At 54.0% G+C, this 22379-nt stretch carries 27 protein-coding genes; 13 read left to right on the top strand and 14 right to left on the bottom strand.

Features of this window, described 5'->3' with window-relative positions; translation table 11 throughout:
- Window positions 1-103: 103 nt before the first annotated feature.
- The gene (locus OO713_RS01680) at window positions 104-475 is read right to left on the bottom strand and encodes a rhodanese-like domain-containing protein (RefSeq protein ID WP_264785925.1); all 372 of its coding nucleotides are present in this window, start codon (window positions 473-475) and stop codon (window positions 104-106) included.
- Between the two features lie 59 nt (window positions 476-534).
- On the opposite strand from OO713_RS01680, the gene OO713_RS01675 reads away from it, so the two are divergent.
- From OO713_RS01675 to OO713_RS01660, 4 genes are read left to right on the top strand one after another with little or no spacing between them, the layout of a single operon-like run.
- A complete protein-coding gene (locus OO713_RS01675) occupies window positions 535-804 on the top strand; it encodes a metal-sensitive transcriptional regulator (protein ID WP_264785924.1) in 270 nt (89 codons plus the stop codon).
- Window positions 805-826: 22 nt separating this feature from the next.
- Entirely contained in the window at window positions 827-1144 is a 318-nt protein-coding gene (locus OO713_RS01670; RefSeq protein WP_264785923.1) for a rhodanese-like domain-containing protein, read from the top strand.
- The gene (locus OO713_RS01665) at window positions 1145-1477 is read left to right on the top strand and encodes a rhodanese-like domain-containing protein (protein WP_264785922.1); all 333 of its coding nucleotides are present in this window, start codon (window positions 1145-1147) and stop codon (window positions 1475-1477) included.
- The gene (locus OO713_RS01660; RefSeq protein WP_264785921.1) at window positions 1478-3118 is read left to right on the top strand and encodes an FAD-dependent oxidoreductase; all 1641 of its coding nucleotides are present in this window, start codon (window positions 1478-1480) and stop codon (window positions 3116-3118) included.
- A gap of 34 nt (window positions 3119-3152) precedes the next feature.
- Here the strand turns inward: OO713_RS01660 and serA are convergent, their stop codons facing one another.
- The 6 genes from serA to ilvD all read right to left on the bottom strand — a co-directional run bounded on the left by serA (window position 3153) and on the right by ilvD (window position 10619).
- Complete coding sequence (gene serA / locus OO713_RS01655; protein WP_264785920.1) at window positions 3153-4748, bottom strand: phosphoglycerate dehydrogenase; 1596 nt, start codon at window positions 4746-4748, stop codon at window positions 3153-3155.
- A gap of 243 nt (window positions 4749-4991) precedes the next feature.
- Entirely contained in the window at window positions 4992-5528 is a 537-nt protein-coding gene (locus tag OO713_RS01650) for a dihydrofolate reductase family protein (protein ID WP_264785919.1), read from the bottom strand.
- 56 nt (window positions 5529-5584) lie between these two features.
- Window positions 5585-6610: a ketol-acid reductoisomerase gene (gene ilvC / locus OO713_RS01645; RefSeq protein WP_264785918.1), complete on the bottom strand. Its 1026-nt coding sequence runs from the start codon at window positions 6608-6610 to the stop codon at window positions 5585-5587.
- 33 nt (window positions 6611-6643) lie between these two features.
- Window positions 6644-7150 carry an acetolactate synthase small subunit gene (gene ilvN / locus OO713_RS01640; protein ID WP_264785917.1) on the bottom strand — a complete coding sequence of 169 codons (507 nt, stop codon included), beginning with the start codon at window positions 7148-7150 and terminating at the stop codon, window positions 6644-6646.
- The gene (locus tag OO713_RS01635; protein WP_264785916.1) at window positions 7151-8944 is read right to left on the bottom strand and encodes an acetolactate synthase large subunit; all 1794 of its coding nucleotides are present in this window, start codon (window positions 8942-8944) and stop codon (window positions 7151-7153) included. It abuts the gene before it with no gap.
- Window positions 8928-10619: a dihydroxy-acid dehydratase gene (gene ilvD / locus OO713_RS01630; protein WP_264785915.1), complete on the bottom strand. Its 1692-nt coding sequence runs from the start codon at window positions 10617-10619 to the stop codon at window positions 8928-8930. The genes OO713_RS01635 and ilvD overlap by 17 nt, the downstream gene beginning before the upstream one ends.
- Window positions 10620-10660: 41 nt before the next feature.
- Between ilvD and OO713_RS01625 the strand changes: the two genes are divergently transcribed.
- The 5 genes from OO713_RS01625 to OO713_RS01605 are packed head-to-tail and all read left to right on the top strand — an operon-like array spanning window position 10661 to window position 14574.
- A complete protein-coding gene (locus OO713_RS01625; RefSeq protein WP_264785914.1) occupies window positions 10661-11554 on the top strand; it encodes a squalene/phytoene synthase family protein in 894 nt (297 codons plus the stop codon).
- On the top strand, window positions 11551-13128 hold the full coding sequence (gene crtI / locus OO713_RS01620) for a phytoene desaturase family protein (RefSeq protein ID WP_264785913.1): 1578 nt from the start codon (window positions 11551-11553) through the stop codon (window positions 13126-13128). Before OO713_RS01625 ends, crtI begins: the two co-directional genes overlap by 4 nt.
- Window positions 13125-13439, top strand: coding sequence for a lycopene cyclase domain-containing protein (locus OO713_RS01615; RefSeq protein ID WP_264785912.1), 315 nt, complete (start codon window positions 13125-13127; stop codon window positions 13437-13439). The genes crtI and OO713_RS01615 overlap by 4 nt, the downstream gene beginning before the upstream one ends.
- Window positions 13436-13720 (top strand): lycopene cyclase domain-containing protein, encoded by a 285-nt coding sequence (locus OO713_RS01610; protein ID WP_264785910.1) that lies wholly within the window; start codon window positions 13436-13438, stop codon window positions 13718-13720. Before OO713_RS01615 ends, OO713_RS01610 begins: the two co-directional genes overlap by 4 nt.
- Complete coding sequence (locus OO713_RS01605; RefSeq protein ID WP_264785909.1) at window positions 13720-14574, top strand: prenyltransferase; 855 nt, start codon at window positions 13720-13722, stop codon at window positions 14572-14574. The genes OO713_RS01610 and OO713_RS01605 overlap by 1 nt, the downstream gene beginning before the upstream one ends.
- Here OO713_RS01605 and OO713_RS01600 read toward each other — a convergent pair.
- Window positions 14552-14995, bottom strand: a complete 444-nt coding sequence (locus tag OO713_RS01600; protein WP_264785907.1) for a SprT-like domain-containing protein — start codon at window positions 14993-14995, stop codon at window positions 14552-14554. The genes OO713_RS01605 and OO713_RS01600 overlap by 23 nt on opposite strands.
- Before the next feature lie 39 nt (window positions 14996-15034).
- On the opposite strand from OO713_RS01600, the gene metZ reads away from it, so the two are divergent.
- Window positions 15035-16258, top strand: a complete 1224-nt coding sequence (metZ, locus tag OO713_RS01595) for an O-succinylhomoserine sulfhydrylase (RefSeq protein ID WP_264785905.1) — start codon at window positions 15035-15037, stop codon at window positions 16256-16258.
- Here the strand turns inward: metZ and OO713_RS01590 are convergent.
- From OO713_RS01590 to OO713_RS01580, 3 genes are read right to left on the bottom strand one after another with little or no spacing between them, the layout of a single operon-like run.
- Window positions 16235-17380, bottom strand: a complete 1146-nt coding sequence (locus OO713_RS01590; RefSeq protein WP_264785904.1) for an aminotransferase class I/II-fold pyridoxal phosphate-dependent enzyme — start codon at window positions 17378-17380, stop codon at window positions 16235-16237. The genes metZ and OO713_RS01590 overlap by 24 nt on opposite strands.
- Before the next feature lie 14 nt (window positions 17381-17394).
- Window positions 17395-17997 (bottom strand): LysE/ArgO family amino acid transporter, encoded by a 603-nt coding sequence (locus OO713_RS01585; RefSeq protein ID WP_264785903.1) that lies wholly within the window; start codon window positions 17995-17997, stop codon window positions 17395-17397.
- The gene (locus tag OO713_RS01580) at window positions 17994-18947 is read right to left on the bottom strand and encodes a Brp/Blh family beta-carotene 15,15'-dioxygenase (protein WP_264785902.1); all 954 of its coding nucleotides are present in this window, start codon (window positions 18945-18947) and stop codon (window positions 17994-17996) included. Before OO713_RS01580 ends, OO713_RS01585 begins: the two co-directional genes overlap by 4 nt.
- A gap of 27 nt (window positions 18948-18974) precedes the next feature.
- Between OO713_RS01580 and OO713_RS01575 the strand changes: the two genes are divergently transcribed.
- The 3 genes from OO713_RS01575 to bcp are packed head-to-tail and all read left to right on the top strand — an operon-like array spanning window position 18975 to window position 20121.
- Window positions 18975-19331 (top strand): lycopene cyclase domain-containing protein, encoded by a 357-nt coding sequence (locus OO713_RS01575; protein ID WP_264785900.1) that lies wholly within the window; start codon window positions 18975-18977, stop codon window positions 19329-19331.
- Window positions 19328-19663 carry a lycopene cyclase domain-containing protein gene (locus OO713_RS01570; RefSeq protein WP_264785899.1) on the top strand — a complete coding sequence of 112 codons (336 nt, stop codon included), beginning with the start codon at window positions 19328-19330 and terminating at the stop codon, window positions 19661-19663. Before OO713_RS01575 ends, OO713_RS01570 begins: the two co-directional genes overlap by 4 nt.
- Window positions 19660-20121 (top strand): thioredoxin-dependent thiol peroxidase, encoded by a 462-nt coding sequence (gene bcp / locus OO713_RS01565; RefSeq protein ID WP_264785898.1) that lies wholly within the window; start codon window positions 19660-19662, stop codon window positions 20119-20121. The genes OO713_RS01570 and bcp overlap by 4 nt, the downstream gene beginning before the upstream one ends.
- Here the strand turns inward: bcp and OO713_RS01560 are convergent.
- From OO713_RS01560 to OO713_RS01550, 3 genes are read right to left on the bottom strand one after another with little or no spacing between them, the layout of a single operon-like run.
- Window positions 20118-20726 (bottom strand): LysE family transporter, encoded by a 609-nt coding sequence (locus OO713_RS01560; RefSeq protein ID WP_264785897.1) that lies wholly within the window; start codon window positions 20724-20726, stop codon window positions 20118-20120. The genes bcp and OO713_RS01560 overlap by 4 nt on opposite strands.
- The gene (locus OO713_RS01555; protein WP_264785896.1) at window positions 20726-21649 is read right to left on the bottom strand and encodes a D-isomer specific 2-hydroxyacid dehydrogenase family protein; all 924 of its coding nucleotides are present in this window, start codon (window positions 21647-21649) and stop codon (window positions 20726-20728) included. The genes OO713_RS01560 and OO713_RS01555 overlap by 1 nt, the downstream gene beginning before the upstream one ends.
- Window positions 21646-22152: an isochorismatase family protein gene (locus OO713_RS01550; protein WP_264785895.1), complete on the bottom strand. Its 507-nt coding sequence runs from the start codon at window positions 22150-22152 to the stop codon at window positions 21646-21648. Before OO713_RS01550 ends, OO713_RS01555 begins: the two co-directional genes overlap by 4 nt.
- Window positions 22153-22379 lie beyond the last annotated feature (227 nt).

Here is a 22379-nt window from a genome sequence, read left to right as displayed (position 1 = left end):
AGCCTCACGAGTCGTTTGAGACAACCTTATTTGGTTTTGGGTTGAGCCAGCCGCAAAAAAGAGAAAGGGGCCGGTAATCCCGGCCCCTTCAAACAATCTCTTGCTACTCCCCAGTTACAACCTCAAGCCCCAGCTGGGTAGCGGCATTTGCAACTGCACCACCATTGATTAGCTCCCCGGTGAAACCAACTGAGCGCATGTAATCGATGGCCTGTCCAGCGCGGTTACCACTTCGGCAGTAAATGTAGTAGTCCTTGGCTGGATCCAAAGTTGCTAATTGGCTAGCAAAGTCGCTGTCAGCAATACCCATGCGAACTGCACCCTGTAGGTGACCCTCTGCCCACTCCTCAGGGGTGCGGACGTCGATAATTGCCGCGTACGCGGTTGGGTCATAGGTCTCGGTCGCGCAGGCGGTTAACGAGGTGGTTGCGAATACAGCAATCAGTGCACCAACCACAAACTTCAAAATGTTCATTCTCTGTCCTTTCGAGATACCCCCTAGGGTATGTGATACATTTGAGTCAGTCAAGTTGATTGGAGCGAACTTTGGACATTCCCAAGGAAGACCTGGATGCGGTGAAAAAGCGCTTGTCGCGCGCTCAAGGCCAGCTCGGCGGCATCATCAAGATGGTTGAAGAGGGTCGTGACTGTGCCGAAATCCTCACTCAGCTAGCCGCAGCGCAGGCAGCAGTTTCCAAGGCCGCTTTTTCACTGATTGCGAGCGGCATCGCAAACTGCGGTACCGACGCCAACGGCTTGGCCGATCGGGCCAAGTTGGAGAAAGCATTTTTATCACTGAGCTAAAGCACCTCGAAAGGAAAAAGAAATGGGTAGAGAAGTTACTTTGAATGAGCTAGAGGCTGCGATTGCAGCCGGAGCTCACGTAGTAGATGTCCGCGAAAACGATGAGTTTGAGATGGGTCACGTCCCAAACGCTCACCACATTCCCCTGAATGAGATTCCAGAGGCACTTGATCGCATTCCAAGAGACCAACAGGTTTGGCTGGTTTGTAAGTCCGGCGGTCGTTCCATGCGCGCTTGTGACTACCTTGAAGCCCAAGGCTTCGATGTGGTTTCGGTTGCCGGTGGCACAGATGGCTGGGTGGCTTCTGGCCGCGCTGTCTCGATGGAGCCCAGCAAGTAAGTGGGGCTTTTTAGTTTTCTCAAGAAGAAGTACGAGACCGTCTCTCCAGCCAAGGCTAGGGAGGCTCAGGACTTGGGCGCGATGTTGATCGATGTGCGTGAGTCCAGTGAATACCGATCTGGTCACGCTCCAGGCGCAAGACACATCTCGGTGCAGGTAATCGAGCGTCGACTGAGCGAGATCCCTAAGGAGCGCCAGATTGTGGTGATGTGTCAATCTGGAACGCGCTCCCAGCGCGCCGCAGAGATACTCTCTCGCAACGGATACCAAGTCCTAAATGTTTCGGGTGGAATTATCGGCTGGCAGCGAGCTGGCCTGAAGGTCGTGAAGTAATTGAAGGTTCTAATTGTTGGCGGTGTAGCCGGTGGCATGTCAGCGGCCACAAGACTGCGCAGATTACAAGAGAATGCCGAGATCATCGTCTTTGAACAGGGTCCTCACGTTTCATACGCAAACTGCGGCCTGCCCTATCACATTGGTGAGGTGATTCCAGAACAAAAGGACCTGCTCCTACAAACCCCAAAATCGCTTCATGACCGCTTCAGACTCGACGTTCGAGTGCGCAACCGAGTCACCAAGCTAAACCCCACGGAGAAAACCGTTGAGGTGAAAAACCTTGAGACCGGCGAGAGCTACACCGAGAGCTATGACGCACTGATTCTCTCGACCGGTGCCAAGCCGAGAATGGTTCCGATCCCCGGACTCGAGCGCGCTCATGTATTGCGAGATGTCCCGGATGCGATCGCTATCAAGGAGCTCGTGGATCAAAAGAGGATCAAGACCGCTGCCATCATCGGAGCAGGTTTTATCGGCGTTGAGTTGGCCGAGAACCTAAACCACCGGGGTATCGAAACCACCATTGTCGAGTTCAGGGACACGATCCTCCCCCAGTTCGACCCAGAGATGATCGAACCGATGCAGGCAGAGCTTATAAAGCACGGCATCAAGCTCGCACTTCGCGCCGAAACCGAAGCTGTGCTCGAGGACTCGCTGAAGCTGAAGGACGGCCGGGTTGTTCCAGCCGACCTAGTTGTTGCCGCCATCGGCGTGGTGGCAGATCACCAGCTCGCGGTTGAGGCAGGACTAAAGATTGGTGAGGCCGGTGGCATTTGGGTCAACGACCAGATGCAGACGTCTGACCCGCACATTTATGCCGTGGGCGATGCCGCCGAGAAGACCAGTCTGCTGACTGGAGCCAATCAAATGATTTGGCTTGCGAACCTGGCCAACCGTCACGGTCGACTAGTTGCCGATGTCATATCCGGAGAAAAGGTGGCCGCTAGACCTTCGATTGGAACCGGCATCATCGGTGCCTACGGCATGGCCGCAGCACTAACTGGTTTGACCGAGGGGCTTGCCAAGCGAATGGGTATCAAGCATCAGGTGATTCACCTTCACCCAGGTTCCCACGCCGGTTACTACCCAGGTGCCGAACGCGTGTCACTAAAGGTGTTGTTTGATCCTGAGACCGGCAAGATCTTGGGAGCTCAAGGTATTGGACGCGATGGGGTCGATAAGCGCATCGATGTGATTGCAACCGCAATCTACGCGGGTCTAACCATTGATGATCTGATGAACCTGGAGCTTGCTTATGCGCCGGCCTTTGGATCCGCCAAAGACGCCATCAACCAGACTGGTTACGTCGGAAACAATGTCAGAACTGGCAAGTCTCCAAACATCCAGTGGCATGAGGTCCGGGCTGCGCAGGAAAGCGGAGCCTTAGTTGTCGATGTCAGAACCGAAGATGAACACCAAAATGGCAACATCCCAAACACCGTCCTAATCCCCATCGACACACTTCGTGAGCGGGTTGAAGAACTTCGGGGCAAGGAAGTAATTGTCACCTGTGCAGTTGGTCAGCGTGGTCACACCGCAACTCAGATCCTTCGTCAGCACGGCATCAAAGCTAGAAACCTCGATGGCGGCTACACCACTTGGCGAACCGGCATGGATGCACTGGAGCGCGCGAAATAGTCACAATTGAAAAAGGGCCCCGAGGGGCCCTTTTTTAGTACTCGTCTACCAGCGAGATGGCTCGCATGCTGTCGGCCTGAATCTCAACCTTGAGCTTGTCAAGAAGGGCTGGAGCCACTGGAGAGTCAACCGTGATAACGCTGAGGGCCTTGCCACCCTTTTGCTGGCGAGCAATGGTCATCGCGGCGATGTTGATACCGGCCTCTGCGAATGCCTTGCCGTAGATCGCCACGATACCTGGGCGGTCCTGGTAAACCATAACCACTAGGTGCTCGGCCATCGAAAGCTCGACGTCATATCCGTTGATGGAAACTACCTTTTGCTGGTGCTTCGGTCCAATGACGGTTCCGCCAGCGGAAACGCTGCTGCCATCGGAGAGCACTGCCTTCAAAGTGGTGACATTGCGATACTCGTCACTCTTGGTGTCCTGAGTGAGGCGAACCTCAACACCGCGCTGCTCGGCCATCAGTGGGGCGTTTACATAGGAAACCTGCTCGGTGACCATGGTCTGGAACAGCCCCTTGAGAGCAGCCAACTTCAACACGGTCACATCGTGAGCGGCAATCTCACCGCGTGCCTCAAACTCAACCGAAACGATTGAGGTGTGAGCAAGACCGGCGACGATCTGACCAAGCTTCTCGGCCAGTGGGATGCCTGGCTTCACAGAAGCGTCGATGACACCTCCGGCGACGTTGACCGCGTCTGGGACGAGGTCGCCGGCCAGTGCCAGTCGGACTGACTTTGCAACCGAGATACCAGCCTTCTCCTGAGCCTCGTCAGTAGAAGCACCGAGGTGAGGGGTAACCAAAATGTTTGGAAGGCCCAACAGAGGTGAATCCTTTGGTGGTTCGTTGACGAATACGTCCAATCCAGCGCCAGCAATCTGACCGGAGCTCAGTGCCTCGTAGAGGGCTGCCTCATCGATGATGCCACCGCGTGAGCAGTTGACGATTCTGAGGTTCGGCTTCGCGATTGAGAACTGAGCGGTGGAAATCATGCCCGTGGTCTCAGGGGTCTTTGGGATATGGATGGTGATGAAGTCACTTCGCTTCATGAGCTCTTCGATTGAAACCAATTCGACACCCATCTGCTCGGCACGAGCCTGGGTCACGTAAGGGTCATAACCGATCAAGGTGGTTCCAAACCCAGCTAGGCGCTGAGCAACCAAAGTTCCGATTCGGCCAAGACCGATGATTCCGATTGTCTTTTCATACAGCTCGACACCGGTGTACTTGCTGCGCTTCCACTCCCCTGCCTTGAGCGATGCATTGGCATCTGGGATGTGACGGGCAAGACCCATGATCTGAGCAATCGCGAGCTCAGCCGCGGAAATTATGTTCGAAGTCGGAGCATTTACGACCATGACACCGGCATTGGTTGCTGCCTTGATGTCAACGTTGTCTAGACCAACGCCAGCTCTGGCAATCACCTTCAGTTTTGGTGCGGCAGCAATGGCCTCCGCGTCCATCTTGGTGGCGGAGCGAATCAGCACCGCGTTCGCCTCGGCCAAAGCTGGCAGCAAAGCGGAGCGATCAGCGCCATCTACGTTGCGGATTTCAAAATCAGGTCCGAGCGCCTCAAGGGTGGCAGGCGAAAGCTCCTCGGCAATTAGAACTACTGGCTTAGACAATGGCTGACCTAACGTCTACTCGACAATGAAGGGGGGAACAGCGTTAGTTTAGCGAGGAAAAGCTGATTAGTCCCTCGGGCACTGGCAGCGGTCCGCCTCGGCGATGCCCTCTAGGGCATCCTCAATGTGTTGTCCGCAACCCTGCCAGGTTGGCTTTGAGCAGTCGTGGCACATAACTTGTGAGCACATATCTAGATTCCTTTGTTTCTGATCTACCTTTTCAGTATACCCCCATGGGTATAGCTAGAGCTTTCTTTCCAAACGCATTTCCACAAGCCCAGACTCGTATTGTTCGGTCTGGGTCAGGCTAAATTGCGCCTTGATTTGGGAACCCTTGAATAATTTGGTCCCGCCACCTAAGAGGTCAGGTGCCAGGAACAGTCGAAGCTCGTCGACCAAGCCCATCACCAACATGGTGTCCAATAGCATCGCACCGCCACCAACAAATAGGTTGCCCTGATGCTTGGCCTTGATGCTCTCGACCACCTCACGCAGATCGCCGCCAATGAAGTAGAGATTCTGGGTATGGACACCATCGAATCGAAGCGGCTGTTCGGTTACCACGTAGGTGGGAAGGATTCGATCTAGCTCTGGGGCATTCTTGAGTTCAAACTCAAACGTCTTGCGACCCATCAAGACTGCACCACAGCTCTGAATCAGCTCCATCCAGCCGAAGTCCTCTTGGGGGCTGAGATATTTTTCAGCCCAACCCATGTCATCGTTTTCACCAGCAATATAGCCGTCGAGGGACATCACTCCGTAAAAGATGACTTTAGACATTTGCCCAGAATAGCCAAAACCCCCGAGAGTTTGCTCTCGGGGGTTTGGACTGGAAACTAGCGAGCGGCTGAGCCCTCTTGGTAGTCATCGTCCTGCTTGATCCAGCTGAACAGCTTGCGAAGTTCGCGACCGGTTGCCTCGATTGGGTGAGCCTCGCCCTTAGCACGCAGCGCCTTGAACTCTGGAGCACCAGCATCCTGGTCTGAGATGAAGCGGTCAGCAAATGCGCCGGACTGGATGTCGGCCAAAACGGCCTTCATGTTTTCCTTGACGCGAGGGTCAATCACGCGAGGACCGGAGACGTAGTCACCGTACTCGGCGGTGTCAGAAACGCTCCAGCGCTGCTTTGCAATGCCACCCTCGTACATGAGGTCAACGATCAGCTTGAGCTCGTGAAGCACCTCGAAGTAAGCGATCTCTGGCTGGTAACCAGCCTCGGTTAGCACCTCAAAGCCGTACATGACGAGCTGTGATGCGCCACCACAGAGAACAGCCTGCTCACCGAATAGGTCGGTCTCGGTCTCCTCGGTGAAAGTGGTCTTGATGGTGCCTGCACGGGTGCCACCGATTGCCTTGGAGTAGGAAAGTCCGACTGCCATGGCGTTGCCAGTTGCATCCTGCTCGACAGCAATCAGGTTGGGAACACCCTTGCCTGCAACGTACTCGCGGCGAACCAGGTGACCTGGACCCTTTGGTGCCACTAGGAAAACGTCAACATCTGCCGGAGGCTTGATGAAGCCGAAGCGAATAGCAAAACCGTGTCCGAAGACCAGTGCGTCACCCGCGGAGAGGTTTGGCTCAATGTCATTGGTGTAGAGGTCGCGCTGCTTAGGGTCCGGAGCAAGTACCACAATTACGTTTGCCCACTTGACCGCCTCGGAAGGAGTTAGCACGTTTAGGCCCTGCTCCTGTGCCTTGGCACGGGACTTTGATCCCTCTGGTAGACCAACTACGACGTCAACGCCGGAGTCCTTCAGGTTTAGAGCGTGAGCATGACCCTGAGAACCAAATCCCAATACGGCCACCTTGCGTCCCTGAATGATGCTCAGGTCGGCGTCTTTGTCATAGAAGATTTCTGCCACTTCTTATTTCTCCTTGTTTGGTAGATCTATTTCTTAGCGAAGCACTTTTTCGCTCATTGACTTAGAGCCGCGAGAGATCGCGATTGCTCCAGACTGAACGAGTTCTTTAATGCCGAATGGTTCGAGCACCTTCAGAAATGCCTTGCACTTAGCGGTGTCGCCGGTGACCTCGATAACAACCGAGTCGCTGACCACGTCAATAACTCGGGCACGAAACAGCGTAACGGCTTCGAGCACCTGAGAGCGAGTGGCGGCATCGGTTTTGACCTTAATCAACATGTGATCGCGGGCCACCGAATTGTCCTGCTCGAGCTCAACGATCTTCAGAACGTTGACAAGCTTGTTCAACTGCTTGGTTACCTGCTCGAGTGGTTGTCCGTCAAGACTTACCACGGCGGTGATTCTTGAAACACCCTCAACCTCGGTGGTTCCAACGGCCAAAGACTCGATGTTGAAACCACGACGCGCAAACAGTGCGGCGACGCGGGTCAAAATACCTGGCTTATCTTCAACCAGTAGTGAGAGTACGTGCTGACTCATTTACTCGTCCCCTTCCCAGATCGGTCTGGCATCGCGGGCGTACTGCACGGCGTCGTTGGAGACTCCGGCGGGGACCATTGGCCACACCATCGCATCTCGACCAACGATGAAGTCGATCACCACTGGGCGGTCGTTGGTTTCCATGGCCAACTTGATGGCTGGGTCGATCTCCTCTTCCTTCTCCACGCGAATCGCTAGGCAGCCGTAGGCTTCAGCGAGCTTGACGAAGTCGGGGATCATCAGGGTGTCAGTTCCGGTGTGCAAATCAGTGTTGGAGTAGCGCTCGTTGTAGAACAGGGTCTGCCACTGACGGACCATTCCCAAGGACGAGTTATTGATGATCGCAACCTTGATTGGAATGTTGTTGATCGCGCAGGTCGCCAACTCCTGGTTGGTCATTTGGAAGCAGCCATCGCCGTCGATTGACCAAACCAAACGATCCGGCTGAGCAACCTTGGCACCCATCGCGGCTGGAACCGAGTAACCCATAGTTCCGGCTCCACCTGAGTTAACCCAGGAGTTTGGACGCTCGTAGTTAATGAACTGTGCCGCCCACATCTGATGTTGACCAACACCGGCGCAGTAGATCGCCTCAGGTCCGGAAAGCTCACCGATTCGCTTGATAACGGTTTGCGGAGCGAGCTTGCCGTCATCGAGATCGACATAACCAAGTGGGTAGCGCTCCTTGAGCCCATTGAGGAACTGCCACCATGCCGAATAATCGGGCTTGGTGCCACCGAGCTGCTTTTCAAGCTCAGCAATCAACATCGAAATTACGACCTTGGCATCACCAACAATTGGGACATCGGCGTGACGAATCTTGCCAATCTCGGCTGGGTCAATGTCAACGTGAATGACCTTTGCCTCTCGGGCAAAGCTCTTTACGTCTCCGGTCACGCGGTCATCGAAACGGGCACCCAGAGTGATCAGGAGATCCGATTTCTGAAGTCCGGTCACCGCTGGCACGGTTCCGTGCATACCTGGCATACCAAGGTGATTAGGGTGCGAGTCAGGGAAAGCACCGCGCGCCATCAAGGTGGTGGTCACTGGAGCGTTGATGAGCTCGGCAAGCTTGAGAAGCTCCCGGTGAGCGCCAGCTCTGATCACACCGCCACCAACGTAAAGGATTGGCTTCTTCGAAGCCAGAATCAGCTCTGCTGCAGCAGTTACCTGCTTGCCATGCGGGTCGGTAACTGGCTTATAACCAGGTAGGTCAACCTTTGGTGGCCAGTTGAATTCAAACTTTGCGTTTTGAGCATCCTTGGCAACGTCAACCAAGACTGGTCCTGGGCGACCGGTGGTTGCAAGCTCGTAAGCAGCTGCCATGGTCGCCGGGATATCTTCTGCCTTTGTAACCAAGAAACTGTGCTTGGTGATTGGCATTGTGATGCCGACAATGTCGGCCTCCTGGAAAGCATCAGTTCCGATGGCGTGCGAGTTCACCTGACCGGTGATTGCAAGCATGGGCACCGAGTCCATCATCGCGTCCATGATTGGGGTCACCAGGTTAGTTGCTCCTGGTCCGCTGGTTGCGATGCAAACTCCGAGCTTCCCGCTGGCTGCCGCATAGCCTTCTGCTGCGTGGCCTGCGCCCTGCTCGTGACGCACCAAAATGTGACGAATCTTGCTGGAGTCCATCAGTGGGTCGTAGGTGGGCAGAATTGCGCCACCGGGCAAACCAAAGACGGTGTCGACACCCAGCATCTCCAAAGAGCGAATGATTGCTTGCGCTCCGGTGAGGGTTTCGGTAGCCATCGAATTCCTTATCAAGTCGGTATTAACCGCAGAAAGCACCTTCTGCGGCAGATCTGAATAGCTTGGAGTACTTCCCTAGAACACCGCGGGTGTAGCGCGGGGGAAGCGGCTGCCAGTTCTGTCTGCGGGCAGCCAGCTCTTCTTCGTCGACCAGTAAGTCAAGAGAACGAGCTGCAATGTCGACCCTAATTAGGTCTCCATCGCGCACCAGGGCAATAGGTCCGCCATCGGTTGCTTCTGGTGCTATGTGTCCGATGCACAGGCCGGTTGTGCCGCCTGAGAATCGTCCGTCTGTCAATAGTAGGACATCCTTGCCCAATCCTGCACCCTTGATTGCTCCAGTGATGGCGAGCATCTCGCGCATACCAGGCCCACCCTTTGGACCCTCGTAGCGAATTACCACTACGTCACCGGCGCTGATCTCGCCGCGGGAGAGTGCATCCATGGCTCCCTGCTCACGATCAAAAACGCGAGCTGGACCCTCGAAGAACTCGAGGTCAAACCCTGCAGTCTTTACAACTGCGCCCTCAGGAGCGATGGTGCCGTGAAGGACGGTGATACCGCCGGTCTTGTGGATTGGGTTGTTCATCGCACGGATGATCTTGCCGTCTGGGTCTGGTGGGTTAATGTCTGCCAAGTTTTCGGCAACGGTCTTACCGGTAACGGTTAGGCAGTCACCGTGAATGAGACCGGCATCAAGCAGGGCCTTCATTACAACCGGCACACCACCGACGCGGTCGACATCGTTCATTACAAACTGACCGAATGGCTTTAGGTCTCCAAGGTGTGGCACCTTGTCGGCAATTCGGTTGAAGTCGGAAAGTTGAAGGTCAACCTCGGCCTCACGGGCGATTGCTAGGAGGTGCAGCACAGCGTTTGTCGAACCACCAAAGGCCATCAAGACAGCGATTGCGTTTTCAAATGCCTTCTTGGTCAGGATCTGACGTGCAGTGATGCCCTTAGCAATCAGGTTGACAACGGCCTCACCCGAGCGGTGAGCCCAGGCATCGCGACGACGGTCTGCAGAGGGTGGTGACGCGGAACCAGGAAGGCTCATGCCGAGCGCTTCACCGATCGAAGCCATCGTGTTAGCGGTGTACATACCGCCACATGCGCCTTCACCCGGACAGATCGCACGCTCGATGCGGTCCAAATCCTCAAGACTCATCTTGCCGGCCTTGCAAGCACCGACTGCCTCGAAGGCGTCGATGATAGTGACCTCTTTTTCGGTGCCATCAGAAAGCTTTACCCAGCCCGGAGCAATCGATCCGGCATAGAGAAATACCGATGCCAAATCCAAACGAGCAGCTGCCATCAACATGCCAGGTAGGGACTTGTCACAGCCGGCCAAAAGGACTGAACCATCCAAACGCTCAGCCTGCATAACGGTCTCAACCGAGTCCGCGATTACCTCACGAGAGACAAGCGAGAAGTGCATACCCTCGTGACCCATTGAGATACCGTCAGAAACCGAAATGGTTCCGAACTCAAGTGGGTAGCCCTTGGCTGCGTGCACACCCATCTTGGCGGCATCGGCCAGCCGATCCAGTGAGAGGTTGCATGGGGTTACTTCGTTCCATGACGACGCCACACCGATTTGCGGCTTTTCCCAGTCCTCGTCACCCATTCCGACTGCCCGCAGCATTCCGCGCGCGGCAGCCCTTTCAATTCCATCCGTTACAACGTGACTACGAGGTTTCATTGGGCTTGGCATAAACCAATCTTAGCCACCAATAAAGGGGGTAGCCTAGGTGAGTGGAATCCCAAGACACCACCAAAGTGCCTACTGGTCTAGCGCTTTACACCGAGGCCGCTCATCGGGCGAGTGCCGAGGTGATTTACAGCTACTCAACTTCCTTTGGTGCTGCCACCAAACTGCTGCCAAAGTCACTTCGTCATCACATCGAAAACATCTACGCGATGGTGCGGGTTGCGGATGAGATCGTCGACGGTTCCGCTCAGCAGGCGGCTCTAAATGCGGCGAACCTCGATCCCGCTCTAGAGCTCGACGCCTTTGAAGCCGAGACCTACCGGGCAATGGAGCGAGGTTTTTCAACCAACCTGATTCTGCACTCTTTTGCAGTAACCGCGCGCGAAGTCGGCATTGCCAAAGACATTGTTGAGCCGTTTTTCTATTCGATGCGCCAGGACCTGACTGAGTCCGAGCATGATCAAGAATCATTTGAACGCTATGTCTATGGCTCTGCCGAGGTGGTTGGTTTGATGTGCCTTGCGGCGTTCGTGCAGGGTCAGAGCTACACCCAAGAGCAAAAAGTTCAGCTAGTCAAGGGTGCCAGAGCGCTTGGCAGCGCATTCCAAAAGGTGAACTTTCTTAGAGACCTCGCTGCAGACTTTGGACGGCTAGGTCGCTCCTACTTCCCAGGTGTCAACGTCAACAACTTTGATGAGGCAACCAAAGAGCGATTGGTTCAAGACATCGACAATGACTTGAGTATCAGCGCCCAATCGCTACCGCTTCTTCCAACCTCTGCGAGAGTCGCCGTTACCGCCGCTCAGCTTTTGTTTGCCGAACTAAATCGCAAAATCGGAAACACATCGGCCAAGGATTTGATTAACACCCGTATCAGCGTGAGCAATTTCAAGAAGTTGATCTTGGTCGCCCGCGCGTTTTTAGGAGCTAAGCCATGAGTCAAAAAACTGCCATCGTAATCGGTGGCGGCATCGCCGGACTTTCCTCTGCCGCCCTATTGGCCAAGGCTGGCATGAAGGTGACCCTCTATGAGGCAAAGGAGTCCCTAGGTGGACGCGCCTACCTCTGGGAGAAGGATGGCTTCCGTTTTGACATGGGACCAAGCTGGTACCTGATGCCAGATGCTTTCGAGCAGTTTTACAACCTAATGGGAACCACCGCGAGCGCCGAGCTCGATCTAGTCCGACTCTCCCCCGCCTACCAAACGCGCAATGAGGGTGAGGGCGACAAGCTTCTGATGAGCGAGAACGTAGACGAGATCAAGTCCATGTTTGAGTCCATCGAGCCTGGAGCAGGAGCTGCCTTGCAGCGCTACCTCGACAGTGCCGAAGATGCCTACAAGCTCTCAATCAAACACTTCCTCTACACAAACTTCCGAGACCCACGAAGCTTCTTCCACCCAGAGGTGCTTGCGAGACTCGGTGAATTCCTGAAGCTCCTAGTGACACCACTTTGGACCTTCTCTGGGAAGTTTGTAAGAGACGAACGCCTGAAGAAGATGCTGAACTTCCCAGCGGTATTTCTTGGTGCATCGCCCTATGACACCCCGAGCATGTATCACCTGATGACTCACGTTGACATGAATCAGGGAGTCTTCTACCCACGCGGTGGCATCTACACAATCATCGAATCCATCGAGCGCCTTGCGAAAAAGCAAGGCGTTGAGATTCACACCTCCTCACCGGTTCAGAAAATCCTGGTCGAGAACGGCAAGGCTGTTGGAGTCAAGGTTGGAGAGTCTGAGATTCGGGCCGATGTTGTTGTGGCAAGCGCCGATTTGCACCACGTCGAGACCAAGCTGCTAGATGAAAAGCACCAGACCTATCCGCAGCGCTTTTGGGACAAGAAGGTCCCAGGTCCATCAGCACTTTTGATTTACCTGGGCATCAAGGGCAAGATTTCTCAGCTGGATCATCACACACTGCTCTATACCAAGGACTGGGCATCGAACTTCAAAGAGGTCTTCAGAAAGGCCGATGGCAAGAGCAAGGTGCCGTCACCTGCATCGCTCTACCTCTGCATGCCATCAAAGACCGATTCCAGCGTTGCCCCTCAGGATCATGAGAACCTGTTTGTCCTAGTTCCGATTGCAGCCGATCCTGCCATTGGTCGCGGTGGCATAAATGGCTCGGGCGACCCAGAGTTTGAGGCTGAGGCGGATCGCATCATTGATCAAATTGCCCAGTGGTGTGACATCCCAGACCTTAAGGAGCGCATTGTGGTGCGAAGGACAGTTGGTCCTGCGAACTTTGAGTCTGAGCTAAACGCCTGGAGCGGAACCGCACTGGGCATGGCTCACACCCTCACCCAGAGCGCATTCTTTAGACCATCCAATAAGTCCAAGAAGGTCAAGAACCTGCTCTACACAGGTCACAACACCATCCCAGGCATTGGCCTACCGATGTGTCTAATCGGAGCAGAGTTGGTTTATAAGCACCTGATCGATGACCGCAGTGCCGGCCCAACCAAGGGTGAGCTATCCCCAGTCAAGAGCTGGAGAGGCCTGCAGTGATTCAGGAGGTAGTCCCCTACCTTTACCTGATCGCACTGATCCTCTCCATCTTGGGAGTTGGGCTTTTGGACTTCACCCACAAGCTGGCTCTGTTCGTTGACGCCCGGGCAACCTTGCTCGCAGTTACCATCTCGGTGGCAGTGTTTTTGGCCTGGGACATCGTCGGGATAATCAACGGCATCTTCTTCCGCGGTGATGCGCCACACCTAAGTGGCATCCTGCTCGCCCCCGAACTTCCGCTTGAAGAGGTTTTCTTCCTCACGCTTCTTTGCTACAACACCCTCGTGGTTTACAGGTGGGCGTCCAAATGAGCTATCCAGAGTTGACGGCCTTGGTGTTGGGTATTTTCGCTCTCTACACAGTCTTGGTTCGCAAGCAGCTACGAGCGAGGCCGGTCATCATCACGAGCTTGGTGATGCTGACTCTGACGCTGATCTTCGATAACGTGATCATCGGAACCGGGATAGTGGCATACGACCAAGAGAAGCTCCTAGGCATCATGCTTGGCTATGCACCCATCGAGGACTTTGCCTACACTCTGGTGGCTCTGGTGCTGACCCCATCGCTATATGAATTCTTTAGGAGAGGTTGATGCTGAAAAAGCTCTTCATCTCATCTCGTCCAATCTCTTGGATCAATACCGCTTTCCCATTTGCCGCAGCCTATTTCTTGGCGACGGGAGAGCTAGATACCAACCTGCTAATTGGCAGTTTGTTTTTTCTGATCCCCTACAACCTTTTGATGTATGGGGTGAATGACGTATTTGATTACCCCTCAGATCTGCGTAACCCAAGAAAAGGTGGCATCGAGGGTGGCCTCTTAGAGCCCAAGTATCACCGGCCCACCCTTTTGATTTCCTTCGGCTTAACAATCCCATTTGTGATCTACCTGTTGCTGGTTGGGGACCTGCTCAGCTCGGTGGTCCTGATGGTGGTTTTGTTTTCGGTAGTCGCTTACAGCCTCGGTGGCCTTCGATTCAAAGAGATTCCGTTTCTTGATTCCTTCACCTCAGCCATGCACTTTGTTGGCCCCATGCTCTTTGGTCTCACTCTTGCAGGAGCGAGCTTTGATCAAAGGATCTGGCTAATCACCTTTAGCTTCACCCTCTGGGGCATGGCTTCGCATGCTTTCGGGGCGGTGCAAGACATTAGAGCCGACCGAGAGGCCGGTATCGCGTCGATTGCCACCGTATTGGGGGCCAAGGCGACCGTTCGAATCGCATTTTTCATGTATTTGGTAGCGGGGGTGGTCACCCTGTTCCTTGGTGATCGCTATCCGCAGGCTGCGCTGGCAGCTCTTCCATACCTATTCGTGGTTGGTCGCGAATGGGGCATAACGGATGAAAACTGCGAGGTAGCGAATCGTGGATGGAGACGATTTATCTATTTGAACTTTTTGGCAGGCGCGATCGTCAGTGCCGTAATCATCGGACCTCAACCCAGCTAATCAGGTAGCGCCTAGAAAAACTCGGCGCACAAAGTTTGCAAGACAGTGGCCGCTGCGGTTTTCTCGAGCGGTAGTGCTCGTGATCTTGGGGACAACTTCCCCGCCACTTTGCAACTTCAGAGGCCAGCGATGACCCGTCGATCCTCTCGTGGCGATAGCCGATCTCACTGGCCTTCTGTCGCCAGATCTTGCCGTGACCTGCGCTCTTACCGACCAATGCATGGGCAATCTCATGCAGCAGCACCTGTTCAATTTGATCCATGTCAGCAGCAGCCAAGAGGTGCTTAGAAATGGTTATTCGGCGCTTGGTGTAGTCGCATAACCCAGCCCTGCGAATCGCTCTATCGAATCCGAAGGAGTAGTTCACGATGCCGTGCTTTTGAAAAAGCTCGGTCGCTAAAGCGATGACTTTGGTTTCCACGCTGCAAAGACTATGGGTTTGCGGGTATGTTTTTGGGCAATGACAAAGCGCAATCGACCCTGGGGCTATAACCCAAACAGCTCAACACCTACCTCACGTGAGCTGCACCCGGACACCATCGCGGTCCGCGGCGGCCTGACCAGAACGGGTTTTCAAGAGACCTCCGAGGCGCTATTTCTCAACTCAGGATTCACCTACGACAGCGCAGAACAGGCAGAGGCCAGCTTCGCTGAAACCGAAGAGCACCACCTCTACTCCAGGTTTTCAAACCCAACTGTCCAAATGTTTGAGGAGCGTCTAGCTCTAATTGAAGGTGCGGAAGCCGCACACGCAACCGGTAGTGGGATGAGTGCGATGTTTGCCTCTGTGGCCTGCTTGGTTTCCGCCGGCGATCGAGTAGTGGCATCCGGCGCTATGTTCTCCTCCTGCTATGTAGTCCTAACCGAGATCTTGCCGCGCTGGGGCGTCGAGGTTGAGGTAGTTATCGAAAACACCCAGGACGCTTGGGAGAGGGCACTCAGTAAAAAGGCGAAGGCGGTCTTTATCGAGACTCCTTCAAACCCACTGATGGAGATTGTCGACATCGCTATGGTCGCAAAGCTCTCTCACTCAGCGGGGGCACTCTTGATCGTTGACAACGTCATGGCATCACCGGTGCTTCAAAAGCCATTGGAGTTTGGTGCCGATGTCGTGATGTATTCGGCAACCAAACACATCGATGGTCAGGGCCGGGTATTGGGTGGAGCGCTACTGGGCTCCAAGGAATACATCGACCAACACCTAAAGCCATTCACCCGTCACACCGGACCATCTCTTTCGCCTTTCAACGCCTGGGTGCTACTGAAGTCGCTTGAGACCATGGAGATGCGAGTTCACAAGATGGCTGATTCCGCTTTTGAGATTGCGAAGGCGCTCTCCGGTGCAAAAGGAATTGCCAAGGTGCACCACCCATTCTTGGACTCTCACCCTCAGCAGCAGTTAGCAAAGAGACAAATGCTCAAGGGTGGGACGACCCTAGCTCTTGATCTTGAGAGCAAGGACCGCGCCTTTGAGTTGATGAACCGACTGGAGGTCATCGACATCTCGAATAACCTCGGAGACTCGAGGTCCCTTATCACTCACCCTGCATCTTCGACCCACCGCAGACTCGATCCTGAAACCAGAATGCGCATGGGTATCGGCGATGGCACGTTGCGACTCTCAGTTGGGCTTGAAAACCCAGCAGACCTTATCGAAGATCTAGTTACTGCCCTCAAGCGCTGAGCGCATCCGACGAACCGCTTCGGTAATTCGTTCCTTTGAGCACGCAAAGTTAAATCGCACGAAGGTTGAATATTCGTCTTTGGGAGCATGATCTTCTCCAGGGACCAAGGCCACCCCGCGGCGAAGAATCTCGGCCTGGGGTTTCGCCAGCTGGTATTCAGTTAGATCAATCCAAGCCAAGTAGGTTGCCTTGTGGTCAAACATCTTGGCCTTGGGGAGCTGCCTTTCAACCTCAGCCCTTAAATGGGCCAGGTTTTCCTGCAATCGAACATTCGTCTGATCAATCCAGTAGTCGCAAGCGTCATAGGCGACTGTCATGGCAAAAGCACCCAGTAGTGAGCTGCGCCAGTGCATAGCCTCCGGAATACCTTGAATTCGCTTGGCTACCTCATCGGATTGATAGATCAGAAAGCCTGCTTTTAGGCCAGCAGTATTCCAAGCCTTAGAGCTCGATGTGATGACTACGCCGTTTCTATCTGCTCCTTCAATAGTCAGGTAGGGAGTGAAGCTTTCAAAGCTAAGTGGGGCGTGAATCTCATCCGAGATCACTAAAACCCCGTATTGGTTTGCCAGGTCGGAAATGGCTTGGAGCTCTTCGGCCGAGTGGATAGTGCCGACTGGGTTTTGCGGTGAGCAGATCATGTAGACCTTCACGCCTGATTTGAAGGCTTCCTCGATCGCTTCAAGATCTAGCCGCCAAGAGTCTCCCTCAAGTCGAAGTGGAGCATCGTGCTCGACAGCACCAACCTCGTGTATCCAGTGATAAAAGCTCGAATAGACCGGGGAGTTGATCAATACCCGCTCGCCTGGTTTTGTGACCACACGCAAAATCTCTACCGCTGCAACGCCAACATCGGTGGCGAGTTTCAGGTTCGGCTTGTGAATCTGCCAACCCCACTTTGCGAGCGCATACTTCTCAAAGGCAGTGGCAAGCTCGGGGATTGGTCCAAGGTAGCCAAGGTCAGAGCGAGACACCAGATCGTGGAGTTTCTCGCGAATCTCGACAGCTACCTCAAAGTCCATTTCCGCGACGTGCATCGGAAGAACATCGGCCGGGTAGCGACGCCATTTAGAACTTGAGCGGTTAGCAAAGTTTCCGAGCGAGCTCTCTTCAAATGTCATTTTCTATTCAATCCCTAAAACTCATAGGTCAACAAAAGCACTGCAATTGAGAACATCACCAAAGCGATGAAGCCATCGAGCACCCTCCAGAATTTCGGAGAGGAAACAAATCTAGAAAGCAGTTTGGCGAAGTAGCCAAGCGAAAAGAACCAAACAAAGGATGCGGTGGCGGCGCCAAATGCGAACAGCCAACGCTCATCGCCAAACTGATTACCAATGCCGCCAACCAAAATCACGGTGTCGAGGTAAACGTGTGGATTTAGGTAGGTCAGCGCAGCCACGGTTGCGATTGCCTTACCCAAAGTGATGCCGGATCCTGAACCAGCCTCCAATGATCCAGGCTTCAAAGCCCTTCTGAGTGCCGATACGCCGAACCATGCCAGGTAGGCAGCTCCGACGTAGCGAATCACCTCAAGGGCCAGCGGGTAACCCTGAATCACAGCACCCAGGCCAGCAATGCCAACGATGATTAGAAGCGCATCAGAGATCGATGCAAAGAGCACGATTGGAAAGATGTGCTCTTTACGAAGCCCTTGCCTCAGCACGAACGCATTCTGAGCACCGATTGCGATAATCAGCGAGAGCCCCGTCAAAAATCCAGTGGTTGCAGAGATCAAAGCTTCACTCCCATCGCCTTGGCATCCAATCTTGCCGTAAGGGCCATATGGGGCACCGTCAAAGCCCAAATCACGACCAGCAAAAGCCACAGCAGCTCTTCCGGCAAACTAAAGTCAGACAAGAGTGCCCAGCCGATCGTGAAACCCAAAACCAAAACCAAAGCTGGCACACCAGCGATGAATGCTTTGAAAAAACTGGCCCAGCGGCGGCCTGATTCATGCAAGCGCTGGGCGCTTCGTAGCTCTAGGGTCAATCGGCCGGTATGCCGAAGGGCGTGCCACAAACCGAAGTAAAAAGCGAAGGCAACAAGTGGCGGTGCAACAAGACTGATTCCAAGAAGTAGCAGCAAGTCAATGACCTCATCGAAGCGACGTTTTAGCGCCATGAGGCCAACCGCAAAAAGATTCAGGGCGATTACCGCCCACAAAAGCTCTGTCTCAAATCCTGCGGCCCAACCAACAAGACTTGGGTTTACTGCCTGCAGAGCCTCGGCCGCACCTTCGGTTAGAAGCGGGATAAACACCGGTGTGAAGCCCGCGGCGAGGGCATAACTCAGGCGAGGTAGATTCTGGATTCCTTTGCGGCTTTCAATCTCTTTGATGAAGGAGGCATCACCAATACCGAAGTGAATTGCACTGATCAAGACGATGAGTTGAAAACCAAGCAGGTTGTTTGCAATCAAGAACCAGATCGCCAGACCGGTTACCGCGAGATAGCCAGCGATAAACAAGGTCATCTTCAAGAGCTTGAACTTTGGCACGGTAACCAGGTGGTCGACAGCCCCATGCGGGGTTCCGACAGCCAGGGCAAAGAGAGCGAGAACGACCTGCCAAATAATCTGTTCAGGGAAGAAAAAACTCAACGGAATTGAAATAAAAGTGCCGAACAAAATGCTGTATCTAGAGATGGTTCGAAGTTGAACCAGCAGCTTCAGTTCTGATTGCAGCACAGGGCTGAGTCTAGTCTCAGGAGCAGTATGTTCGGGCAGTGGTCTTACATGGCGATGCTGCTGTTTGTGGTCTTCGGATCCTGGTGGCTCGAGTGGGGTTTCAAGATTCGAGTCTTGAGAAACCCAATCCGATTACTGACAACCATTCTTCTTGTCGCACCTTGGTTCATCATCTGGGATGCCTATGCAATTTCACAGGGTCACTGGTTCTTTGACCGCGATCAAATCCTTGGCATCTATGGCCCGCTGGATATCCCGCTCGAGGAATACCTGTTCTTTGTCTTGATCCCGGTCGCTGCAATCCTCACCATGGAGGGAACCCGCTCTGCTTACCGCATGCTGCTTGCCTACCGAGAGAAAAGAAGTGAGCTGGTGAGTAAATGAGTTACACAGTTCTTGCCCTTATCTCGGTAGCAATCGTGATCTTCATAGAGTCAGGCATTTTGAAGACAGGTCTTTTCGCTAGGACAAGCTTCTACATCGCCTACTCGATAGTGATTTTCTTTCAACTCTTGACCAACGGTTACCTAACCGGCACCGAAATTGTCACCTATGGCGAGAACGCGATTATGGGAATTCGAATCGTGAACGCCCCGCTAGAGGACCTGCTGTTTGGCTTCAGCCTGGTGGTGCTCACAATGTCAACTTGGCTCAAGCTCGAGGGCTTGGGTTCAAAAAGAACAAAGCAAGCAGCTAGAGAAATGGAAAACGCATGAGCGTAAAAGTCGGAGATTCAGCCCCTAAGTTCACCCTGAAGAATCAAGACGACCAGTCAGTCAGCCTGGATTCACTAGCCGGTCAAAAGGTAGTGGTGTACTTCTACCCGGCGGCATCAACCCCGGGCTGCACCACTCAGGCCTGCGAGCTAAGAGACAACATCAACACCTTGAAATCAGCTGGCTACACGGTCTTGGGAATCTCCCCTGACCTGCCTGGCAAGCTAAAGAAATTCAAGGACAAGGAGAACCTGAACTTCGACCTCCTCTCCGACCCAGACAACGCCGTGCAGCAGGCCTATGGCGCATACGGAGAGAAGAGCATGTACGGCAAGACCTACATGGGCACCATTCGATCAACATTCGTAGTAGATGAGAGCGGCGCCCTAACCCACGTGCTTTACAACGTGAAGGCGAAGGGTCACATCGAGATGCTCAAAAACGAGCTAGGTATCTAACCGCGCAGCGGCAGCAAAACCCCAATAGCAATAAACACCGAGCCAAAGACTCGGTTGAAGTTTTTGCCAACCTTTTTCAGCCATGGCGTGATCCTGTCGGCCAGCGCAGCGACCGTCAATTCGTAGCAGAACTCGATAACGAAGAACGTGGCCGCCATTATCAGGAACTGCCACAGCAGAGGTTTCTGAGGCTCAATGAACTGCGGCAAAAAGGCTACAAAAAACAAGATGCCCTTGGGGTTTGAGACAGCTGAGTAAAGGCCTGCTTGAAAAAGCGACCAAGGTCTCGACTTACCGCCCTGCGATGTTGCCACTCCGATCGGTTCCGACCGCCAAACTTGGATGCCAAGGAAAACCAGGTATGCGCCGCCAAGCCACTTCAGCCAAAAGATCAGCTCGGCATTGGCTGCAAGCATGGCACCGATACCAAACATGGACAACCCGATGACAATCGTGAAGCCAACTCCCCCACCCAAGATTGTCGCGACCGTTCGTTTGGTTCCGTAGAGCGCGCCATGAGTCAGCGCCAACAAACCATTAGGCCCCGGGGTAAGGGACAGACCAAGCGCAGCCGCCGTGTAGAGAAGCCAGTTGCTCAGCTCCATCAATACCCCAACTCTGGATCAACCACTCCGGTTAGTTGGTTTCCCGCAATCCAAGATCCGACGTTTACCCTCAATCGCTGAGCAAAAAGTCGCTCAACAATCGGTTTCGTGTCAGCGGTGTGCGGGGTAATAATCAGATCTTCCCTACCCCACATCGGGTGACCCTCATGTAGCGGTTCTGGGTAGGTGACATCCGTTGCGGCACCAGCGATATCCCCCGAATCCAAAGCGTCTAAGAGGGCTTCCTGATCAACAACCTCTCCTCGAGCCACGTTCACCAGATATGAGTCGTCTCGCATAACTGAGAACCTTGGGCCTGAGAACAAGAATCTGGTCTCATCGGTCAGAGCGCATGCGAGAAAGACAAACTTTGCCCTAGCTAAGGACTCATCGAGCCTTTCAAATGGGACCACCTCGGCCATGCCGTAGGTATCAAAGGGCTCACTCTCACGCTTTCGAACTACTTTGATCCGGGATCGAAACGGAACCAGAAGTCGCACTAGCTCCTGAGCAATTCCGCCACCTCCAACGATTACGACTTCCTCGTCATAAAGCGACTCAGCATGTTTTTTACCCCAACTCAGCGCCTTCACCCGTTTGGGCAATATTCGACCAAGGGCCATAGCCAACATAAGCGCGTGTTCAGCAACCGGTTCAGAGTAGGAGCGCTTGGCAGAGGTGAAGGTGACTGGTAGGTGGAGTAGGTCTGCAAAAGCATCTACTCCGGCGAAGGGTAGCTGCACCCAACGCAATTGGGGATTCTCGCGGATCGTCTGTGCTAACAAATCTGGCTTTGAATAATCGGTCCAAATTAGGGCCTCAACTTGATGACCGAGTTCGGATAACTGGCCACCAGCGGCTTCTATAGCCGCAACATATGAATCGAACCGCTTGGGTTCAAGAGCAATCAGGTTATTTGTCACTTGGAGAGCGCATCCACCTCACGCTGCACTGCATCGTGCAGCTCTTGCGCGCTCGGGCCGGAATCGGCACCTGGATAGCCGCCGTCATAGGTGCCATGCAGTCCTGGATTCAGACTCACTTTGAAGCCGTTTGCGTGAGCCCCGCGAATACTTGAAATTAGGCATAGCTCTGACTGCACACCGCAGGCTTCAATCTCAGTGATGCCGCGAGCGCGAAGCTCATCGGCCAAATCTGGGTTGGACTCAAAAACGTTTTGGGTAGTCTTTCTAACCACCAGCTCCTCTGGCCGAGGGTTGATGACCAAATCCCACATCGGAAGACCAGGGGCGTCTAGTTCATCCTCTGGTCCATCGTTTTGGACAAAGATCACTGGCTCCTCAGCCATGCGAGCCTGAAGCACTCGATCACCAATTCGAGACAGCAGCTCGGCTTTATTCGGAACAGCCCACTTGCCTAGGAACAAGCTTGCCTGTACGTCGATCACCATCAGCGCTTTAGTCATCGGAATCTCCAATCCCCCACAGCTTATTGCCCCTAGTGTTTAGCTATGGATATGAATTGCCCTCACTGCAGCGCAGCAATTACACAACACGATTTCAGATGCCCAGCCTGCGGAAAGCTCACCGCAAAATCACGCGAAGACCTCAACAGGGTTGACCCCAGAGTCTCAAGGGGTATTGGCTGGAGCTTGATCGCGGTGGGGTTGCTCGGCTTTGTTTTTGTGATTGC

The sequence above is a fragment of the Aquiluna sp. KACHI24 genome, from assembly GCF_025997915.1.
In the GTDB taxonomy this organism is placed as follows: domain Bacteria; phylum Actinomycetota; class Actinomycetes; order Actinomycetales; family Microbacteriaceae; genus Aquiluna.
This window is presented reverse-complemented; position numbering and strand designations above follow the sequence as displayed.